Here is a 16,958-nt window from a genome sequence, read left to right as displayed (position 1 = left end):
AATAAGATCTGCGACAAATGGTCGCTGCCTACAGAAGTTTCCTGCCTGAGAGCCGCGACAAATGACACCTGCAAAAACCCTTGAAACGCCCTGTCTACCTGTCCGGTAGGGGGCCAAGGGTTTTCGGGGTGTCTTTATAACACCCGTCCGTCGCCTGCCCATAAAGCGATGTCCCGGGATAACCGCTGCCTTGTGTTTCTCTTTCGCACTGCCCGGAGCATCTGCGCCATGAGTTCTGCCTCTCTTATAAAGACCCCGCCGGAAAAGGTGCGGGTCAACGGTTGGGTGTTCTACACCTCCACCGCGTTGATTCTGTTGTTGACTGCCATCCTGATCATCGCCCCGCAGGAGGCCGGGCGCATGCTCGGCGTCGCACAAGCCTGGCTGTCGAAAAGCTTCGGCTGGTATTACATGGTGGTCATCGCCGCCTACCTGGTGTTTGTAGTGGGCCTGGCGTTTTCTTCCTACGGCAAATTGAAACTGGGCAGCAAGGACGACACCCCGGACTTCAGCTACGGCGCCTGGGCCGGCATGCTGTTCTCGTCGGGTATCGGCATCTCGCTGCTGTACTTCGGCGCCTCGGAGCCGCTGGACCACTACTTCAACCCGCCTGAAGGCGCGGCCGCCAGCAACATGGCTGCACGCCAGGCGCTGCAACTGACCTTCCTGCACTGGGGCTTGCACGGTTGGGCGATCTACGCCTTGGTCGGCCTGGCCGTGGCGTACTTCGCGTATCGCCATAACCAGCCGCTGGCCTTGCGTTCGGCGCTGTACCCGCTGGTCGGCGAGCGTTGGGTGAAGGGCGCGGCCGGTCACGCGGTGGACGGTTTCGGCATGTTCGTGACGCTGCTGGGCCTGGTGACCAACCTGGGGATTGGTGCGATGCAAGTGTCGTCCGGGTTGGAAAACCTGTTCGGCATGGCGCACAACAACACCAACCTGCTGATCGTGATCATCGTGATGAGCACCGTGGCGACCATCGCTGCCGTGTCGGGTGTGGAGAACGGCATTCGCCGCCTGTCCAACCTCAATATCGTGCTGTTCAGTGGCTTGCTGATCTTTGTGCTGCTGTTCGGCCCGACCCTGCACCTGCTCAACGGCTTCGTGCAGAACATCGGCGACTACATGAACGGCCTGGTGCTGAAAACCTTCGACCTCTACGTCTACGAAGGCGACGCCGACAAGACCGAACGCTGGATGGGCCTGTGGACCCTGTTCTACTGGGCCTGGTGGATTTCCTGGGCGCCGTTCGTAGGCATGTTCATCGCGCGCATTTCCCGTGGTCGCTCGGTGCGTGAACTGGTGGCGGGCGTGCTGTTGATCCCGCTGGGCTTCACCCTGGCGTGGCTGTCGATCTTTGGCAACTCGGCGCTGGACCTGGTGCTGAACCACGGTGCGGTGGAGTTGGGCAAGACGGCGCTGGAACAACCGTCGATGGCCATCTATCAACTGCTGGAGCATTACCCGGCGTCGAAAATCGTCATCGGTGTGTCGATCTTTGTGGGCTTTGTGCTGTTCCTGACCCCGGCGGATTCCGGCGCGGTGATGATGGCCAACCTGTCGTGCAAAGGCGGCAATGTGGATGAAGACGCGCCGCACTGGCTGCGGATCTTCTGGTCGGCGGTGATCACCCTGGTGACCATCGGCCTGTTGTTCGCGGGTAACTTCGAAGCCATGCAAACCATGGTGGTGCTGGCGGGGCTGCCGTTCTCGGTGGTGCTGGTGTTCTTTATGTTCGGTCTGCACAAGGCCATGCGCCAGGACGTGGCCATCGAACAGGAGCAGGCGCAATTGGCCGAGCGTGGCCGTCGTGGTTTCAGCGAGCGGTTGACCGCGCTGGACCTGCAACCGAGCCAGGGCACGGTGCAGCGTTTCATGGACAAGCACGTAACGCCGGCGTTGGAAGAAGCCGCCGTGGCATTGCGTGAGCAGGGCTTGCAAGTGCAGACCTTGCTTGGCAAATCCAAGCGCTGCATTGGTGTGCGCATCGAGATGGAAGAGGGCAACCCGTTTGTCTACGAAGTGAGCCTGGATGCTTACTCGTCGGCCTCGACCGACTTGCCTGAAGAAGAGCGCACCCGCTACTACCGCGCTGAGGTGTACCTGCACAACGGGCCTCAGGAATATGACCTGATGGGCTTTGCCCAGGAACAGATCACCCGGGACGTGCTCGATCAGTTTGAAAGCCATCGGCAGCTCCTTGGCCGGGTCTATAGCTGATAGTTGAAGCCTGGCAGTGTCCTCACTGACACTGCTGGGTCTGAATGTGGGAGCGGGCTTGCTCGCGAATGCGGTGCGTCAGTGACAGGTGTGCTGACTGATACACCGCATTCGCGAGCAAGCCCGCTCCCACATTGACCCCATTTCTTCGGTGGGGTTTGTGGGATTGGCCTAGCCCAGGTTCTTGCCTAGCAGGGCGTGGTACAGCTCGCTGTCCCCCAAGATCCCCACCACCTGGTTGTTGTCATGCAACACCAGCTTGTTCCCCGTGTGATACCGAATCTGCAACGCATCACGCATGCCGATATTCGAATCCACCAGCGTTGGCAACCGACTCAAACCTTCCACCGCTTGCCCCGGTGCCCAGTTCTGCAAATTCATCACCGCGCCATTCTGGCGAGCACCCTTGATGGTGTTGCCTTCGGCCAGGTCCAGCCACGAGTCGCCGCCCGGGTCCAGGCACACCGAACCGTTGACGCGCTTGCAGTTGTCCAGGGTGCGCATCAGGCTGCGGCCGCACAGGACGTTCAGTGGGTTGGTATGCGCGACGAAGGTGCGCACATAGTCATCCGCCGGGTTCAGCACGATCTCTTCCGGCACGCTGTACTGGATGATCTTGCCGTCTTTCATGATCGCGATACGGCTGCCCAATTTGAGCGCTTCGTCGAGGTCGTGGCTCACGAACACAATGGTCTTGCTCAGCTTGCGTTGCAGTTCCAGCAACTCGTCCTGCAAGCCCTGGCGGATCAGCGGGTCGAGGGCGGAGAAGGGTTCGTCCATCAGCAGGATGTCGGCGTCCATCGCCAACGCGCGGGCCAGGCCGACGCGCTGCTGCATGCCGCCGGAGAGTTCATCCGGCTTCTTGTTGCGCCATTGGGTCAGGCCTACCAGTTCGAGCTTTTCGTCCACCAGCTTGCGCCGGTCTTTTTCCGGACGGCCCTGCATCTCCAGGCCGAAGCTGATGTTTTCGCGCACGGTCAGCCACGGCATCAGGGCGAACTTCTGGAACACCATGGCGATGCGCTTGGTACGCATCATTTTCAGCTCGGCGGGGGTGCAGGAAGCGATGTCGATCTGGCGACCCTCATGCTCCACGAACAGCTGGCCGCGGCTCACGGTGTTGAGGCCGTTGATGCAGCGCAGCAAGCTGGATTTGCCCGAGCCCGACAGGCCCATCAGCACACAGATCTCGCCTTTCTCGATGTCCAGGCTGGCTTTTTCAACGCCGACAATCTGCCCGGTCTTTTTCAGGATCTCGTTACGGCTCATGCCCTGGTCCAGCAGCTTGAGCGCTTCGCGTGGGTCTTTGGAGAAGATCACGTCGACATTGTCGAATCGGATAATGCTCATGCATCACCCCCTACTTTGGCGTCGGGTTGTTTGCAGATGCGGTCGAGCATGATGGCCAGCAATACGATTGCCAGGCCGGCTTCAAAGCCCAGGGCGATGTCAGCGGTGTTGAGTGCGTTGACCACCGGTTTGCCGAGGCCATCGGCGCCCACCAGGGCGGCGATCACCACCATCGACAACGACAGCATGATGCATTGGGTAATGCCGGCAGCGATGCTCGGCATGGCGTGGGGCAGTTCAATGCGCGAGAGCAACTGACGGCGCGAGCAGCCAAAGGCCTTGCCGGCGTCCATCAACTCTTGCGGTACATCACGGATACCCAGGTAAGTCAGGCGGATCGGCGCGGCAATCGCGAACACCACCGTGGAAATCAGCCCAGGCACCACACCCAGCCCGAAGAGGGTCAGGGTAGGGATGAGGTAGACGAAGGTCGGTACGGTCTGCATCAGATCGAGTACCGGCCGCATCATGGTGTAGAACATCGGTTTGTGCGCGGCAACAATGCCCAGCGGCACACCGATGACCACGCAGACCAGGGTGGCGAACAGCACCTGCGCCAGGGTCTCCATGGTTTCCTGCCAGTACCCCAGGTTGAGGATCAGCAGGAAGGAGGCGATCACAAATACGGTCAGGCCCCATTTGCGTTGAATAAAATGAGCCAGCAGCGCAATCAGACCGATCAATGCCAGCGGATTGAACCAGGTCAGCGCGAACGTCACGCCGTGGATCATCGTTTCCAGCGTCGATGCGATTGCGTCGAAGTAGTTGGCACCGTGTTGGGTCAACCATTCAACGAAGGCAGCGATGTACTGGCCTAGTGGGATTTTCTGTTCAGTCAGCATGGTAGTGAATGTCCACATGCGAAGAGGGAAAACATCCCGGGGCAGCGCACCGCCCCGGGGACAACGGTGAATTACTTGGCGAGATAGGCTTTCACGGCGTCCAGTCCAGGTTTGCCATCAACGGTGGTGACCCCCGCGAGCCAGGTGTCGAGCACTTGCGGGTTTTTCTGCAGCCAGGCTTTCGCCGCGGCGTCGGGCTTCATCTTGTCGTCCAGCACGTTACCCATCAGGGTGCTTTCCATGTTCAAGGTGAACGACAGGTTTTTCAGGAGCTGGCCAACGTTGCTGCATTCCTGGGTGTAGCCCTTGCGCACGTTGGTGTAGATGGTGGCCCGGCCGTAGTTGGGGCCGAAGGAATCATCCCCGCCGGTCAGGTACTTCATCTTGAAACGGGTGTTCATCGGGTGCGGTTCCCAGCCGAGGAACACGATGGCCTGGTCACGCTTGGAGGCGCGCTCAACCTGGGAGAGCATCCCGGCTTCGCTGGATTCGACCACTTTGAAACCGGCGGTTTTCAGGCCGAAGGCGTCTTTGTCGATCAGTGTCTGGATGGTGCGGTTGCCATCGTTGCCCGGCTCGATGCCGTAGATCTTGCCGCCCAGCTCGTCCTTGAATTTGGCGATGTCGGCGAAGTCCTTCAGGCCTTTGTTGTACAGCGCTTCGGGGACCGCCAGGGTGTACTTGGCGTTCTCCAGGTTGGCGCGCACGGTTTCCACGGTGCCGGCATCACGGTACTGCTTGATGTCGTTTTCCATGGTCGGCATCCAGTTGCCGAGGAAGATGTCCATGTTCTTGCCGTCGGCCAGGGACTTGTAGGTCACTGGTACGGAAATCATCGTGGTGCGCGGCTTGTAGCCCAGGCCCTTGAGGATTTCGCTGGTGGTCGCCGTGGTGACGGTGATGTCGGTCCAGCCGACATCGGAGAAGTTGACGGTCTGACATTGTGCCGGCTCTGCCGCGTGCGCCAGGACTGGCAGACTCAGCATGGCGGCCAATAACAACTGGGGTGAACCTTTCATGGGGCTAGACTCCTGTGTTTTTTCTGGCGGCCTTCGCCGCGCTTTATAAGTGTTGCGTTTAGAGCGTGTGACAACTGCTCTGGCACGGCGCCTTGCAAACGAGTCGAGACTGATCATGTACCAGTGAAAATCTGACGCCTACAGGGGGCGTCGTATCCAGTACAGGGAGGGTCGTATCCAGTGTCGGTGACGTCGCTTACAGGTTTTTCCCAAGGCAAAACTGCAGTTTTTGCCCATCTGCACCGCAAAAAACGCCCAAAACAGGTGATCACACGCCAGCGACGCTAGTGAGCATGGGTGCGTCGGTGTGAGACGCCGTGACGGCGGATAAAAGCTTGATGATGCCGCCATCTGGGCGATCTGAGCGTAGCACCTCGTTCAAGCCTGGCCGTGCTTATCGAGGAGTTCTACCGCAATGGCTATCAGTGTTTTCGACCTGTTCAAGATCGGCATCGGGCCTTCGAGTTCTCACACCGTCGGCCCCATGCGCGCCGCGGCGTTGTTCGTCCAGGGCCTGCGTGGACGTGAGTTGTTGGAACAAGTGCGGCGCGTCGAAGTTCAGCTTTATGGCTCCCTGTCCGCCACCGGCATCGGCCACGGCAGCGACACCGCCACCATCATGGGGTTGATGGGCGAGTGGCCGGACGCAATCGACCCGTCGCAAATCGGCCTGCGCATTCACACCCTGCGCGAAACCGACACCCTGCTGCTGGACGGACACCTGCCGGTGCCCTTCGTGTGGGCCCGCGACATGCGCCTGCTCGACGAAAACCTGCCGTTTCACCCCAATGCCATGACCCTTGTGGTGTACGGCGACAGCGGCGAGTTGCATCGCGACACTTACTATTCGGTGGGCGGCGGTTTTGTGGTGGATGAAGCCCAGGCACAAAGCGGCGTGGCCGACATGGACCGCACCGAACTGCCCTACGATTTTTCCAGCGCCGCCGAGCTGTTGCAGCTGTGCAAGACCCACAACCTGCGCGTCGCCGAACTGATGCTGGCCAATGAAAAGGTCTGGCGCTCCGAAGAAGAAATCCGCAGTGGCCTGCTCAAGCTCTGGCACGCCATGCAAGATTGCGTGGAGCAGGGCCTCAAGCACGAAGGCATCCTGCCCGGCGGCCTGAACGTGCGCCGCCGCGCCGCCAAGTTGCACCGCAGCCTGCAGGAATTGAACAAGCCCAATGTAATCGGCTCGACGTTGAGCGCGATGGAGTGGGTCAACCTGTTCGCCCTCGCCGTCAACGAAGAAAACGCCGCCGGTGGGCGCATGGTCACCGCACCCACCAACGGCGCGGCGGGGATCATCCCGGCGGTGCTGCACTACTTCATGAAGTTCAGCGAAGAAGTCACCGAAGCCAATGTGGTCGACTACCTGCTCGGCGCCGCGGCGGTGGGCATCCTGTGCAAGAAAAACGCCTCGATCTCCGGTGCCGAAGTCGGCTGCCAGGGCGAGGTGGGTTCAGCCTGCGCGATGGCTGCCGCCGGCTTGGCGGAAATCCTCGGCGCCACGCCGGAGCAACTGTGCAACGCCGCCGAGATCGGCCTGGAGCACAACCTCGGCCTGACCTGCGACCCGGTGGGCGGGCTGGTGCAGGTGCCGTGCATCGAGCGCAACGCGATTGCGGCGGTGAAAGCGATCAACGCGGCGCAGATGGCGTTGCGTGGGGATGGCCAGCACTTTATCTCGCTGGACCGGGTGATCCGCACCATGCGCGATACCGGGGCGGACATGCACGACAAGTACAAAGAGACGTCGCGGGGTGGGTTGGCGGTGAGTGCTGTCGAGTGTTGAGTCAGTGACACCGCTATCGCAGGCAAGCCAGCTCCCACAGTTGACCGAGTTCCAGCATGAGGACGCGGTCGAATGTGGGAGCTGGCTTGCCTGCGATAGCGGAGGTCCAGACAACACTGCTCACAAAGTGCACACCCAAAGCAAAAGCGCCACCTTTTAGCGCGTCGCAAACAGATAAGTAGCTCACGAACGGTTTACCCCTCGACCACCCGTCCCCCGTGCCATGGGTGACAGACTTCTCCTACGCCCGCAAAGCGCCTTCCCACAAGTGCTACCGTTCTGCTCACCCGGTTTGTGAGGGCCCGTTCCTACGCCCATTTCAGGGCTTAACCATGCGTCTCGCGCGGGCTTATATAGACGCGTCAAAACGTCGTTTTTAGGAGTTATTGGACGGCCATTCAAATTTAGGCATGGCATTTGCTCTGTCAATTCAAAGCCTCTCTCCGTGAAGGATGAAGAGCGCAATAACAAGAGCCTCGCCTGAGGCCATCACCCGCTTTGTGTGAGGAGATACTGTGATGACGTCGTTCAACTCCGGGGCTCAACCCCAGAACCGTACGCCTCAATCCATCGGCTTTTTGCTGCTGGACAATTTCACGCTGATTTCCCTGGCATCCGCAGTCGAACCCCTGCGCATGGCCAACCAGCTGTCCGGTCGCGAGTTGTATCGCTGGACAACCCTGAGTGTCGACGGCAACCAAGTGTGGGCCAGCGACGGGCTGCAAATCACTCCCGATGCCTCCATGCACAAAGCCCCGGCCCTGGACACCGTGATCGTGTGCGGTGGTGTGGGTATCCAACGTACCGTCACCCGTGAACACGTGTCGTGGCTGCAGAGCCAGGCGCGCCAGTCGCGTCGCCTGGGCGCCGTGTGCACCGGCAGCTGGGCCCTGGCCTGCGCGGGTCTGCTCGATGGTTTCGATTGCAGCGTGCACTGGGAATGCCTGGCCTCGATGCAGGAAGCCTTCCCCCGCGTGGCCATGAGCACACGCCTGTTCACCCTCGACCGCAACCGCTTCACCAGCTCCGGCGGCACCGCGCCGCTGGACATGATGCTGCACCTGATCAGCCGCGATCACGGGCGTGAACTGTCGGCCGCGATCTCCGAGATGTTTGTGTACGAACGCATCCGCAACGAGCAGGATCACCAGCGCGTACCGCTCAAGCACATGCTCGGTACCAACCAGCCGAAGCTGCAGGAAATCGTCGCGTTGATGGAGGCCAATCTGGAAGAGCCGATCGACCTGGACGAACTGGCGGTGTACGTCGCCGTGTCGCGGCGCCAGTTGGAGCGGCTGTTCCAGAAGTATCTGCACTGCTCGCCGTCGCGTTATTACCTGAAGCTGCGCCTGATCCGTGCGCGGCAGCTGCTCAAGCAAACGCCGATGTCGATCATCGAAGTGGCATCGGTGTGCGGGTTTGTCTCCACGCCGCACTTCTCCAAGTGCTACCGCGAATACTTCGGCATTCCGCCGCGGGATGAGCGCGTGGGCTCCAACACTACCCAGCAGGTGGCGATGATGCCGATTCCGCAGGCACTGGTGTTGTCACCGTTGTCGGGGCCGCTGTCGGCGTTGAGCCAGGCGCGCAATGAGTCGACGTTTGCCAGCGTAAGGCTCTAGACCCAGGCGCCTGCATTCGCGAGCAAGCCCGCTCCCACATTCAACTGCATTCCAGGGTTGGAACTCGGTCGAATGTGGGAGCGGGCTTGCTCGCGAATGCGGTTCATCAGGCCCCGGAGTTCTGCTTGAACTGCATGAGGGCCGGGAGCAACTGCTTATCGATCGCCTGGCGCACCGCCGGCAAGATCGTCGCGCTGCCGGTGTACATCTGCTCCACCATCCCCTTCAGTGCCTTGGCCCGCGCCTCGCTCAAGCCACGCACCGCACACTCGCAGGCCTGCTCGGCGGTAGAGCCGCTGGAGACTTCAAAACCCAGTGAGCGCAACTGGCCCAGCAGGTCATCCTGGTCAATCAAATCCGCATGCATCATGACGTTTATCCTGGTGAAGGGAACGGGTTTGACCTCGATTCTGGTAGCCACTCAAGGGGTCGGCAAGGGCAGATTGCACGAATGGCTCAGATGGCTATGAGCATGTCGTTTTCGGGCCATTTGCCGACGGCACTAATGGGCACACTGGGTTCAAGCAAGCAGCTTGACGGTTTGGTCACCCTCGGGATGTACAGCTCACACAAAACCTTCTGCCTCGATCTCGTCACGGCTTGATCGGGGCTTTTTTTATGCCGATGACCCGGCCGAGCAGGGCAGGGCGCGGTAAGTCGGCCTGCTCCAGGCAGATCGCCGAAAGGCGTTGCAGCGTGGCCTCGCTAAACGCTGTCGCATGGGGCCCTTTGAGGTCGACGTGCAGCAGCATCTGTTCGTTGCCCGCCAGTTCCTTATCGCCGCCGACCGGATGCAGGCTGTGGTAGAGATGCAGGCGCTTGGTGTCATGGGCGATGAGTTGGGTATGCACCTCGACGTCGGCGCCGAGTTTCACTTCGTGCAGGTAGTTCAGGTGCAACTCCAGGGTGAACAGCGAGTGGCCGCTGGCTTCGCGGTGGGTGCTGTCCAGGCCGAGGCTGTCCATCAGCGCGTCGGTGGCGTAGCTGAAGATCAGCAGGTAGAACGCGTCGCGCAGGTGGCCGTTGTAGTCCACCCAGTCGGGGTGGATTTGCGTCGTATAAGTGGTTAATGCAGGCATGGCATGTACTCGGTCAAAAAATGTGGGAGCGGGCTTGCTCGCGAATGCGGTGAGTCAGAAAAATTTAAGTGACTGACACTCCGCTTTCGCGAGCAAGCCCGCTCCCACAGGGGTTATTCAGCGAAGCTCATGCCGTGTTTGGCCTTGGTGGTTTTTACCGCTTCCAGCACCGCCAACAGGCAATCATCACGATAGCGCTCCAGCGCCGAAATGCTGTGTGTGCCCAACTGATCGCGGGTGCCCTCCACCACATCGTCGATCAACTTGTCGGTCAGCTCCGGTGCCGGCAGGTAGGTCCACGGCAGCTGCAGCGCCGGTCCGAACTGCGCCATGAAATGCCGCATGCCGGCGTCGCCACCCGCGAGGGTGTAGGTGAGGAACGTGCCCATGAACGACCAACGCAGCCCCGCGCCAAAACGGATCGCATCGTCGATCTCGCCAGTGGTCGCCACGCCGTCGTTGACCAGGTGCAGCGCCTCACGCCAGAGCGCTTCAAGCAGGCGGTCGGCAATAAAGCCAGGGACTTCCTTGCGCACATGCAACGGGCGCATGCCGAGGGATTCATACACCTTGATCGCGGCCTGGATCGCTTGCGGCGCGGTGTTTTTGCCACCGACCACTTCCACCAGCGGCAGCAGATACACCGGGTTGAACGGATGGCCGACCACGCAGCGTTGCGGGTGTGTGGCGAGCTCGTAGAACTCACTCGGCAACAGACCGGACGTACTCGAACCGATCAGCGCATTGGGCTTGGCGGCGGCGCTGATCTTGCTGTGCAATTCGAGCTTCAACTCCAGGCGTTCGGGGGCGCTCTCCTGGATGAAATCGGCGTCTTTTACGCAGGCTTCGATGGTGTCGACAAAGCGCAGGCGATCCTGTGATGCACCGGGTGCCAGGCCTTGTTTCTCCAGGGCGCCCCAGGCGTTGGCGACGCGTTTGCGCAGGGCGGCTTCAGCGCCGGGCGCGGGGTCCCAGGCGACCACATCCAGGCCATGGGCGAGGGCGCGCGACACCCAGCCGCTGCCGATGACACCGCTGCCCAGGGCGGCGAAGGTTTTGATTTCGGTGATAAAGCTCATTGGCGACATTCCTGAAGAGTTCGGTGATCCATTGTGGGAGCGGGCTTGCTCGCGAATGCGCAGTGTCAGTCGCTCTATCCGGTACTGAGCCACCGCATTCGCGAGCAAGCCCGCTCCCACATTTTTGATTCGGTTTCGGGCAGGGGGTTAGCCGCGTCGGGTCAGGCCCATCTTCACGCGACCTTCCGCCGGGGTCAGAACCCGTGCACCAAGCCGGCTGAGAATTTCACTCGCCCGCTCCACCAACTGGCCGTTAGTGGCGAGCACGCCCTTGTCCAGCCACAGGTTGTCTTCCAACCCCACCCGCACATTGCCGCCCAGCAGCACCGCTTGCGCCGCCATCGGCATTTGCATGCGGCCGATGCCGAAGCCGGCCCACACGGCGTCGGCGGGCAGGTTGTCGACCATGGCTTTCATGGTGGTGGTGTCGGCCGGTGCGCCCCACGGGATGCCCAGGCACAGTTGGAACAACGGGTTGTCGAGCAGGCCTTCCTTGATCATCTGCTTGGCGAACCACAGGTGGCCGGTGTCGAAAATCTCCAACTCGGCCTTGACCCCCAGCTCCTGGATACGCTTGGCGCCCGCGCGCAGTTGCGCCGGGGTGGATACGTAAATGGTGTCGCCATCCCCAAAGTTCAGCGTGCCGCAGTCCAGGGTGCAGATTTCCGGCAGCAGTTCCTCCACATGCGCCAGGCGGGTCAACGGGCCGACCAGGTCGGTATTGGGGCCGAACGCCATCGGATTCTCGCCCGCACCGATCTCCAGGTCGCCGCCCATGCCGGCGGTGAGGTTGACGATGATGTCGATGTCGGCCTCGCGGATGCGCTCCATCACTTCGCGGTACAAGGCGACGTCGCGGCTGAACTTGCCGGTCTCGGGGTCGCGCACGTGGCAGTGCACAACGGTGGCGCCGGCCTTGGCGGCTTCCACGGCGGCGGCGGCGATCTGTTTGGGAGTGACCGGCACGTGGGGGCTGCGGCTGGTCGTGTCGCCAGCACCGGTGAGTGCGCAGGTGATGATGACGTCGTGGTTCATGAGGCGGTTCCTTACAGGCGTGGTGATGCCGTTCGCGGTCGGGAGTGACCGCGAAACGGTGGTTGGAAATGGCTTATTTGCTGGACAGTTGCAGGTTGGCCGCAGCCGGCTTGCCGTCGAAAGTGGTCACGCCTTCGAGCCAGCGCGCCTGGTCCTGGGGGTGATCCTTGAGCCACTGCCTGGCGGACTCGATGGCGTCCTTGTGATCCAGCAGGGGCTGCATCATCCGGCTCTCGTCGGCAGCGGTGAAGGTCAGGTTGGTCAGCAACTTGTGCACGTTGGGGCACTGTTCGGCGTAGGTCGGCGCGGTGACGGTCCATACCGTGGCCATGCCTTCGTTCGGGCCCAGGGCGTCGTCGCTGCCGGTGAGGTAGGTCATGGCGACGTTGACGTTCATGGGGTGCGGCGCCCAGCCGAAGAACACCACGGCTTCCTTGCGGCGCACCGCACGGTCGACGGCGGCGAGCATGCCGGCCTCGCTGGATTCGACCAGCTGGAACTTGCCCAGGCCGAACTGGTTCTTGGCGATCATTGCCTTGATCTGGGTATTGGCGCCCGAGCCTGGCTCAATGCCGTAGATCTTGCCGCCCAGTTCTTTCTCGAACCTGGCGATGTCGGCGAAGCTTTTCAAGCCCTTGTCCGCCAGGTAAGTCGGCACGGCGAGGGTGGCACGCGCATCTTCCAGGCTCGGCTTGTCGAGGACCTTGACTTGCTTGGCGTCGACGAACGGCGTGATGGTCTGGGTCATCAGCGGGTTCCAGTAGCCGAGGAACAGGTCCAGGCGCTGGTCGCGGATGCCGGCGAAGATGATTTGCTGGGAGGCGCTGGTCTGTTTGGTCTTGTAGCCGAGGCCGTCGAGCAACACTTGGGTCATGGCGCTGGTGGCGATGACGTCGGTCCAGTTCACCACGCCCATGCGCACGTTCTGGCAGGACGCCGCGTCGGCCGCCATCGCGTTGGTACTCAAGAGTGCGCTGGCGCTGAGTGCGAACATCAGTCGTTTCATGGTGGTTCCCTCGGCAGGTCGTTATTGTGGGGGCCGGTGTCTTTGTGCACCGTGCAGCCAAGGTACGCAGCTTGCGCGGCGGTAAAACGCACGGCGGCGACCGACTCTTGCACTGCAGCGACCTGCCCCCTTGAAACCACCCGCGAACGGGAGTATCACAGTGCCACGCTGGCCGTCCGACGAGAGCGCCACCATGTCCCAGGATGTCTATTTTTTGCTGATGCCGGGCTTCTCGGCCATCGGCTTTATCTCCGCGCTGGAACCGCTGCGGGTGGCCAATCGCTTTCGTGGCGAGCTGTACCGCTGGCACGTGCTGAGCGCCGACGGCGGCGCGGTATTGGCGAGCAATGGCATGTCGGTCAATGCCGACGCGGCGCTCGAGCCGCTGAAGAAAGGCGCGACATTATTGGTTGTCGCTGGCTTCGAGCCTTTGCAGTTCGCCACGCCCGCGCTGGAGCACTGGTTGCGCCGCCTCGACCACGAGGGCGTAACCCTTGGCGCCATCGACACCGGCGCTTGTGTGCTGGCTGAGGCGGGCCTGCTCGATGGGCACCGCCTGACCCTGCACTGGGAAGCCATCGATGCTTTCAAGGAATCGTATCCGCACCTGACCGTGACCCAGGAACTGTTCGAGATCGACCGTCGCCGCATCACCTGCGCCGGCGGCACCGCGTCCATCGACCTGATGCTCGACCTGATTGCCCAGGCCCATGGTCCCGACCTGGCGATCCAGGTTTCCGAGCAATTCGTGCTGGGCCGCATCCGCCCACGCAAAGACCACCAGCGCATGCAGATCGCCACGCGCTACGGCATCAACAACAAGAAACTGGTGCAAGTGATCGGCGAGATGGAACAGCACACCGAGCCACCGCTAAGCACATTGGCCCTGGCCGAGGCGATCAAGGTCACTCGGCGCCAGCTGGAGCGCCTGTTTCGTTTGCACCTGAATGACACCCCGAGCAATTTCTACCTCGGCCTGCGCCTGGAAAAGGCCCGGCAACTGCTGCGCCAGAGCGACATGAGCGTGCTGGAAGTGAGTATTGCGTGCGGGTTTGAATCGCCGTCGTATTTCACCCGCAGTTACCGCGCGCGGTTTGCCAAGTGCCCACGGGAGGATCGGCGACGGGAGGTGGTTTGATCATTTTTTAGCCAATTATAGTGGCGACTATAAATTATAGTTGCCGCCATAATTGGGTATAAAACTCAATTTCAGAGCTGCACCGAGTATCAGTGTGGCTTATTTCTTAAGCAGGGCCGAGCAGGCGGCTTTGTAGGCTTCGTGCTGGTACTTGTTGAGCGTCGCGGGCAGATCAAAATTGTGCTTCTTGTTCTGCGCATTAATAGTCTGTGGCGACAACAACGTCACCTCCACACCGTCGAGCAACTGAAACACCCCTTCAATCTTGAACGTGGTCGGCCCGCCGGCAAATTCACCCTTCTTGCTGCGCTTCTTGATCGCGATGCGCTCGATGCCATTGGCCTGCACAAACGCCTTCACTTGCGCGGCGAAGGCTTTGACGTTGGCGGCTTCGTCGTCGTCTTCCAGGGCGATCTTCTTGGTGGCCAGGGCGACGTGGCTCAGCACTTGGTTGTCCAGGGAGGCGACGGCGATGATGGCTTCGCTGCCTTTGATTTCGATGCCGCAAGTCTTCATGAATAGCCTTGTTTCAAACGGAAAGTGCCGGGGATTGTCGCTTATTCCTGCCCAATCGACTCCAAAAACTCCGACCGCTCGTCACTCATGCGCGCCAGGCAGTCATTCACTGCAATCGAATAGGCCTTGGTGCCCGTTACCGCCGGGAAGGTGTCCACGGCGCAATCGGCATCCCGCAGTTTTTCCCACTTCTGCTGGGCATCCTTCAGACGAGCGGTAATGTCTGCCAGCTTGGTTTTGTCGCTGCCGTAGGTCGCCGCCATGCGTTCCAGCAGGCCCTGGTAGTTATCCTTGAGCAGTTGCTCGGCGGTGGTTTTGTTGTAGGTAGCGCATTCCAGGGTTTGTTTGTCGTTTTCGATGCCATCGCACGGGGTGCTGTCGGTGTCTTCGGCCGCGTGGACGCCGGTTGCGATGAGTGCCAAAGCCAGGAAAATCGATTTCATTGCGCCGTCTCATATCAGGTGTGCGGGAATTCTGGCCCAAGAGTAGGACAAAGAACAGTCGTCAGTCAGGCCTCTGTTCTTAGCCTTTGTCGTGGATTGACGCTTTCGGCAATTCCCCTGTCGTTTTTGCACCCGGCTCTGTCGGCCCCTGGGCATATGCTGGCCCCAAAGCGCCGGCAGACGATTCGGCGCATGAATCGCCAATAAGGGGACGCCTGATGAGCCCAGCCGAATTGCACGCCGACAGCATCGTTATCGACGGGCTGATTATTGCCAAGTGGAACCGCGACCTGTTCGAGGACATGCGCAAAGGCGGCCTCACCGCCGCCAACTGCACCGTGTCGGTGTGGGAAGGGTTCCAGGCCACCATCAATAACATCGTGGCCAGCCAGACCCTGATCCGTGAAAACAGCGACCTGGTGATCCCGGTGAAAACCACCGCCGACATCCGCCGCGCCAAGGAGCAGGGCAAGACCGGCATTATCTTCGGCTTCCAGAATGCCCACGCGTTTGAAGACCAGCTCGGCTACGTCGAGATCTTCAAGCAGCTCGGCGTTGGCGTGGTGCAGATGTGCTACAACACCCAGAACCTCGTCGGCACCGGCTGCTACGAGCGTGATGGCGGCCTGTCGGGTTTTGGTCGTGAGATCGTCGCCGAGATGAACCGCGTCGGCATCATGTGCGACCTGTCCCACGTCGGCTCCAAGACCAGCGAAGAAGTCATCCTCGAATCGAAAAAACCGGTGTGCTACTCCCACTGCCTGCCGTCCGGGCTCAAAGAGCACCCGCGCAACAAGTCCGATGAAGAACTCAAGTTCATTGCCGACCACGGCGGGTTTGTCGGCGTGACCATGTTTGCGCCGTTCCTGGCCAAGGGCATCGATTCGACCATCGACGACTACGCCGAAGCCATCGAATACACCATGAATATCGTCGGCGAAGACGCCATTGGCATCGGCACCGACTTCACCCAGGGCCATGGCCAGGATTTCTTCGAAATGCTGACCCATGACAAGGGCTACGCCCGCCGCCTGACCAGCTTCGGCAAGATCATCAACCCGCTGGGCATCCGCACCGTGGGCGAGTTCCCCAACCTCACCGAAACCCTGCTCAAGCGCGGCCACCCCGAGCGCGTGGTCCGCAAGATCATGGGCGAAAACTGGGTCAACGTCCTCAAGGACGTCTGGGGCGAATAAGCCACCGCCAACACATCTTCTCCCCCGGCCGTCCGCGCCCGGGGGCATTAACAAGAATTTTTCTGGAGTTAAGTTTCCATGGCCAAGATCGCCCCGCAATTGCCAATCGAAGTCGACAGCGAGACCGGTGTCTGGACCTCCGACGCCCTGCCAATGCTGTACGTGCCGCGCCATTTCTTCGTCAACAACCACATCGGTATCGAAGAAGTGCTGGGCGCCGAGGCCTATGCCGAGATCCTCTACAAAGCCGGCTACAAATCCGCCTGGCACTGGTGTGAAAAAGAAGCCGAATGCCACGGCCTGGAAGGCGTCGCGGTGTTCGAGCACTACATGAAGCGCCTGTCGCAACGCGGCTGGGGCCTGTTCAAGATCCAGGACATCGACCTCGACAAAGGCACCGCCAGCGTCAAGCTGGAACACTCGGCCTTCGTCTACGTGTACGGCAAGGTCGGGCGCAAAGTCGACTACATGTTCACCGGCTGGTTTGCCGGTGCCATGGACCAGATCCTGCAAGCGCGTGGCAGCAAGATCCGCACAGTCGCCGAACAAGTCTACGGAGGCTCCGAAGAGGGCCACGATGATGGCTTGTTCACCGTCAAGCCGTTGTAAGCCGAGGACCGT

The 16,958-nt window shown here is 60.9% G+C and carries 16 protein-coding genes; 6 read left to right on the top strand and 10 right to left on the bottom strand.

The genetic code is table 11. The features are described from left to right. The first annotated feature begins 285 nt into the window (after positions 1-285). Positions 286-2,220: a BCCT family transporter gene (locus tag OPU96_RS10480; RefSeq protein WP_226454820.1), complete on the top strand. Its 1,935-nt coding sequence runs from the start codon at positions 286-288 to the stop codon at positions 2,218-2,220. Positions 2,221-2,391: 171 nt separating this feature from the next. Here OPU96_RS10480 and choV read toward each other — a convergent pair whose 3' ends face one another. The 3 genes from choV to OPU96_RS10465 form a co-directional block, all read right to left on the bottom strand. Continuing rightward, positions 2,392-3,570 carry a choline ABC transporter ATP-binding protein gene (choV, locus tag OPU96_RS10475; protein ID WP_192299896.1) on the bottom strand — a complete coding sequence of 393 codons (1,179 nt, stop codon included), beginning with the start codon at positions 3,568-3,570 and terminating at the stop codon, positions 2,392-2,394. After that, complete coding sequence (choW, locus tag OPU96_RS10470) at positions 3,567-4,412, bottom strand: choline ABC transporter permease subunit (RefSeq protein ID WP_010207125.1); 846 nt, start codon at positions 4,410-4,412, stop codon at positions 3,567-3,569. The genes choV and choW overlap by 4 nt, the downstream gene beginning before the upstream one ends. A gap of 71 nt (positions 4,413-4,483) precedes the next feature. Continuing rightward, the gene (locus tag OPU96_RS10465; protein WP_498559058.1) at positions 4,484-5,431 is read right to left on the bottom strand and encodes a choline ABC transporter substrate-binding protein; all 948 of its coding nucleotides are present in this window, start codon (positions 5,429-5,431) and stop codon (positions 4,484-4,486) included. Between the two features lie 415 nt (positions 5,432-5,846). Between OPU96_RS10465 and OPU96_RS10460 the strand changes: the two genes are divergently transcribed. Beyond that, positions 5,847-7,223, top strand: coding sequence for an L-serine ammonia-lyase (locus tag OPU96_RS10460; protein ID WP_305391667.1), 1,377 nt, complete (start codon positions 5,847-5,849; stop codon positions 7,221-7,223). A 518-nt stretch (positions 7,224-7,741) separates the two neighbouring features. After that, positions 7,742-8,845 carry a choline metabolism transcriptional regulator GbdR gene (gene gbdR / locus OPU96_RS10455; protein ID WP_498559057.1) on the top strand — a complete coding sequence of 368 codons (1,104 nt, stop codon included), beginning with the start codon at positions 7,742-7,744 and terminating at the stop codon, positions 8,843-8,845. Positions 8,846-8,951: 106 nt separating this feature from the next. On the opposite strand, the gene OPU96_RS10450 is transcribed toward gbdR, so the two are convergent. The 5 genes from OPU96_RS10450 to OPU96_RS10430 all read right to left on the bottom strand — a co-directional run bounded on the left by OPU96_RS10450 (position 8,952) and on the right by OPU96_RS10430 (position 13,044). Then, entirely contained in the window at positions 8,952-9,215 is a 264-nt protein-coding gene (locus OPU96_RS10450; protein ID WP_192299892.1) for a hypothetical protein, read from the bottom strand. Positions 9,216-9,438: 223 nt separating this feature from the next. Continuing rightward, positions 9,439-9,924, bottom strand: a complete 486-nt coding sequence (locus tag OPU96_RS10445) for a thioesterase family protein (protein WP_226454517.1) — start codon at positions 9,922-9,924, stop codon at positions 9,439-9,441. Between the two features lie 113 nt (positions 9,925-10,037). After that, positions 10,038-11,003, bottom strand: a complete 966-nt coding sequence (locus OPU96_RS10440; protein ID WP_498559056.1) for an L-carnitine dehydrogenase — start codon at positions 11,001-11,003, stop codon at positions 10,038-10,040. 147 nt (positions 11,004-11,150) lie between these two features. Further along, positions 11,151-12,038 carry a 3-dehydrocarnitine:acetyl-CoA trimethylamine transferase CdhC gene (gene cdhC / locus OPU96_RS10435; protein ID WP_192299889.1) on the bottom strand — a complete coding sequence of 296 codons (888 nt, stop codon included), beginning with the start codon at positions 12,036-12,038 and terminating at the stop codon, positions 11,151-11,153. 73 nt (positions 12,039-12,111) lie between these two features. Continuing rightward, positions 12,112-13,044: a choline ABC transporter substrate-binding protein gene (locus OPU96_RS10430; RefSeq protein ID WP_498559055.1), complete on the bottom strand. Its 933-nt coding sequence runs from the start codon at positions 13,042-13,044 to the stop codon at positions 12,112-12,114. A gap of 193 nt (positions 13,045-13,237) precedes the next feature. On the opposite strand from OPU96_RS10430, the gene OPU96_RS10425 reads away from it, so the two are divergent. Further along, entirely contained in the window at positions 13,238-14,182 is a 945-nt protein-coding gene (locus OPU96_RS10425; RefSeq protein WP_192299887.1) for a GlxA family transcriptional regulator, read from the top strand. Positions 14,183-14,281: 99 nt separating this feature from the next. Here OPU96_RS10425 and OPU96_RS10420 read toward each other — a convergent pair whose 3' ends face one another. Together OPU96_RS10420 and OPU96_RS10415 are read right to left on the bottom strand one after the other, a co-directional pair. Beyond that, entirely contained in the window at positions 14,282-14,698 is a 417-nt protein-coding gene (locus tag OPU96_RS10420; protein WP_226454514.1) for a DUF3010 family protein, read from the bottom strand. 41 nt (positions 14,699-14,739) lie between these two features. Next, positions 14,740-15,141, bottom strand: coding sequence for a lysozyme inhibitor LprI family protein (locus OPU96_RS10415; protein ID WP_498559054.1), 402 nt, complete (start codon positions 15,139-15,141; stop codon positions 14,740-14,742). A gap of 218 nt (positions 15,142-15,359) precedes the next feature. Between OPU96_RS10415 and OPU96_RS10410 the strand changes: the two genes are divergently transcribed. Together OPU96_RS10410 and OPU96_RS10405 are read left to right on the top strand one after the other, a co-directional pair. Next, positions 15,360-16,337 carry a dipeptidase gene (locus tag OPU96_RS10410; protein WP_005792153.1) on the top strand — a complete coding sequence of 326 codons (978 nt, stop codon included), beginning with the start codon at positions 15,360-15,362 and terminating at the stop codon, positions 16,335-16,337. A gap of 78 nt (positions 16,338-16,415) precedes the next feature. Further along, positions 16,416-16,946, top strand: coding sequence for a DUF5943 domain-containing protein (locus tag OPU96_RS10405; protein ID WP_192299884.1), 531 nt, complete (start codon positions 16,416-16,418; stop codon positions 16,944-16,946). The last annotated feature ends 12 nt before the right edge of the window (positions 16,947-16,958 follow it).

The sequence above is a fragment of the Pseudomonas sp. RP-B7 genome (genome assembly GCF_059803535.1).
This window is presented reverse-complemented; position numbering and strand designations above follow the sequence as displayed.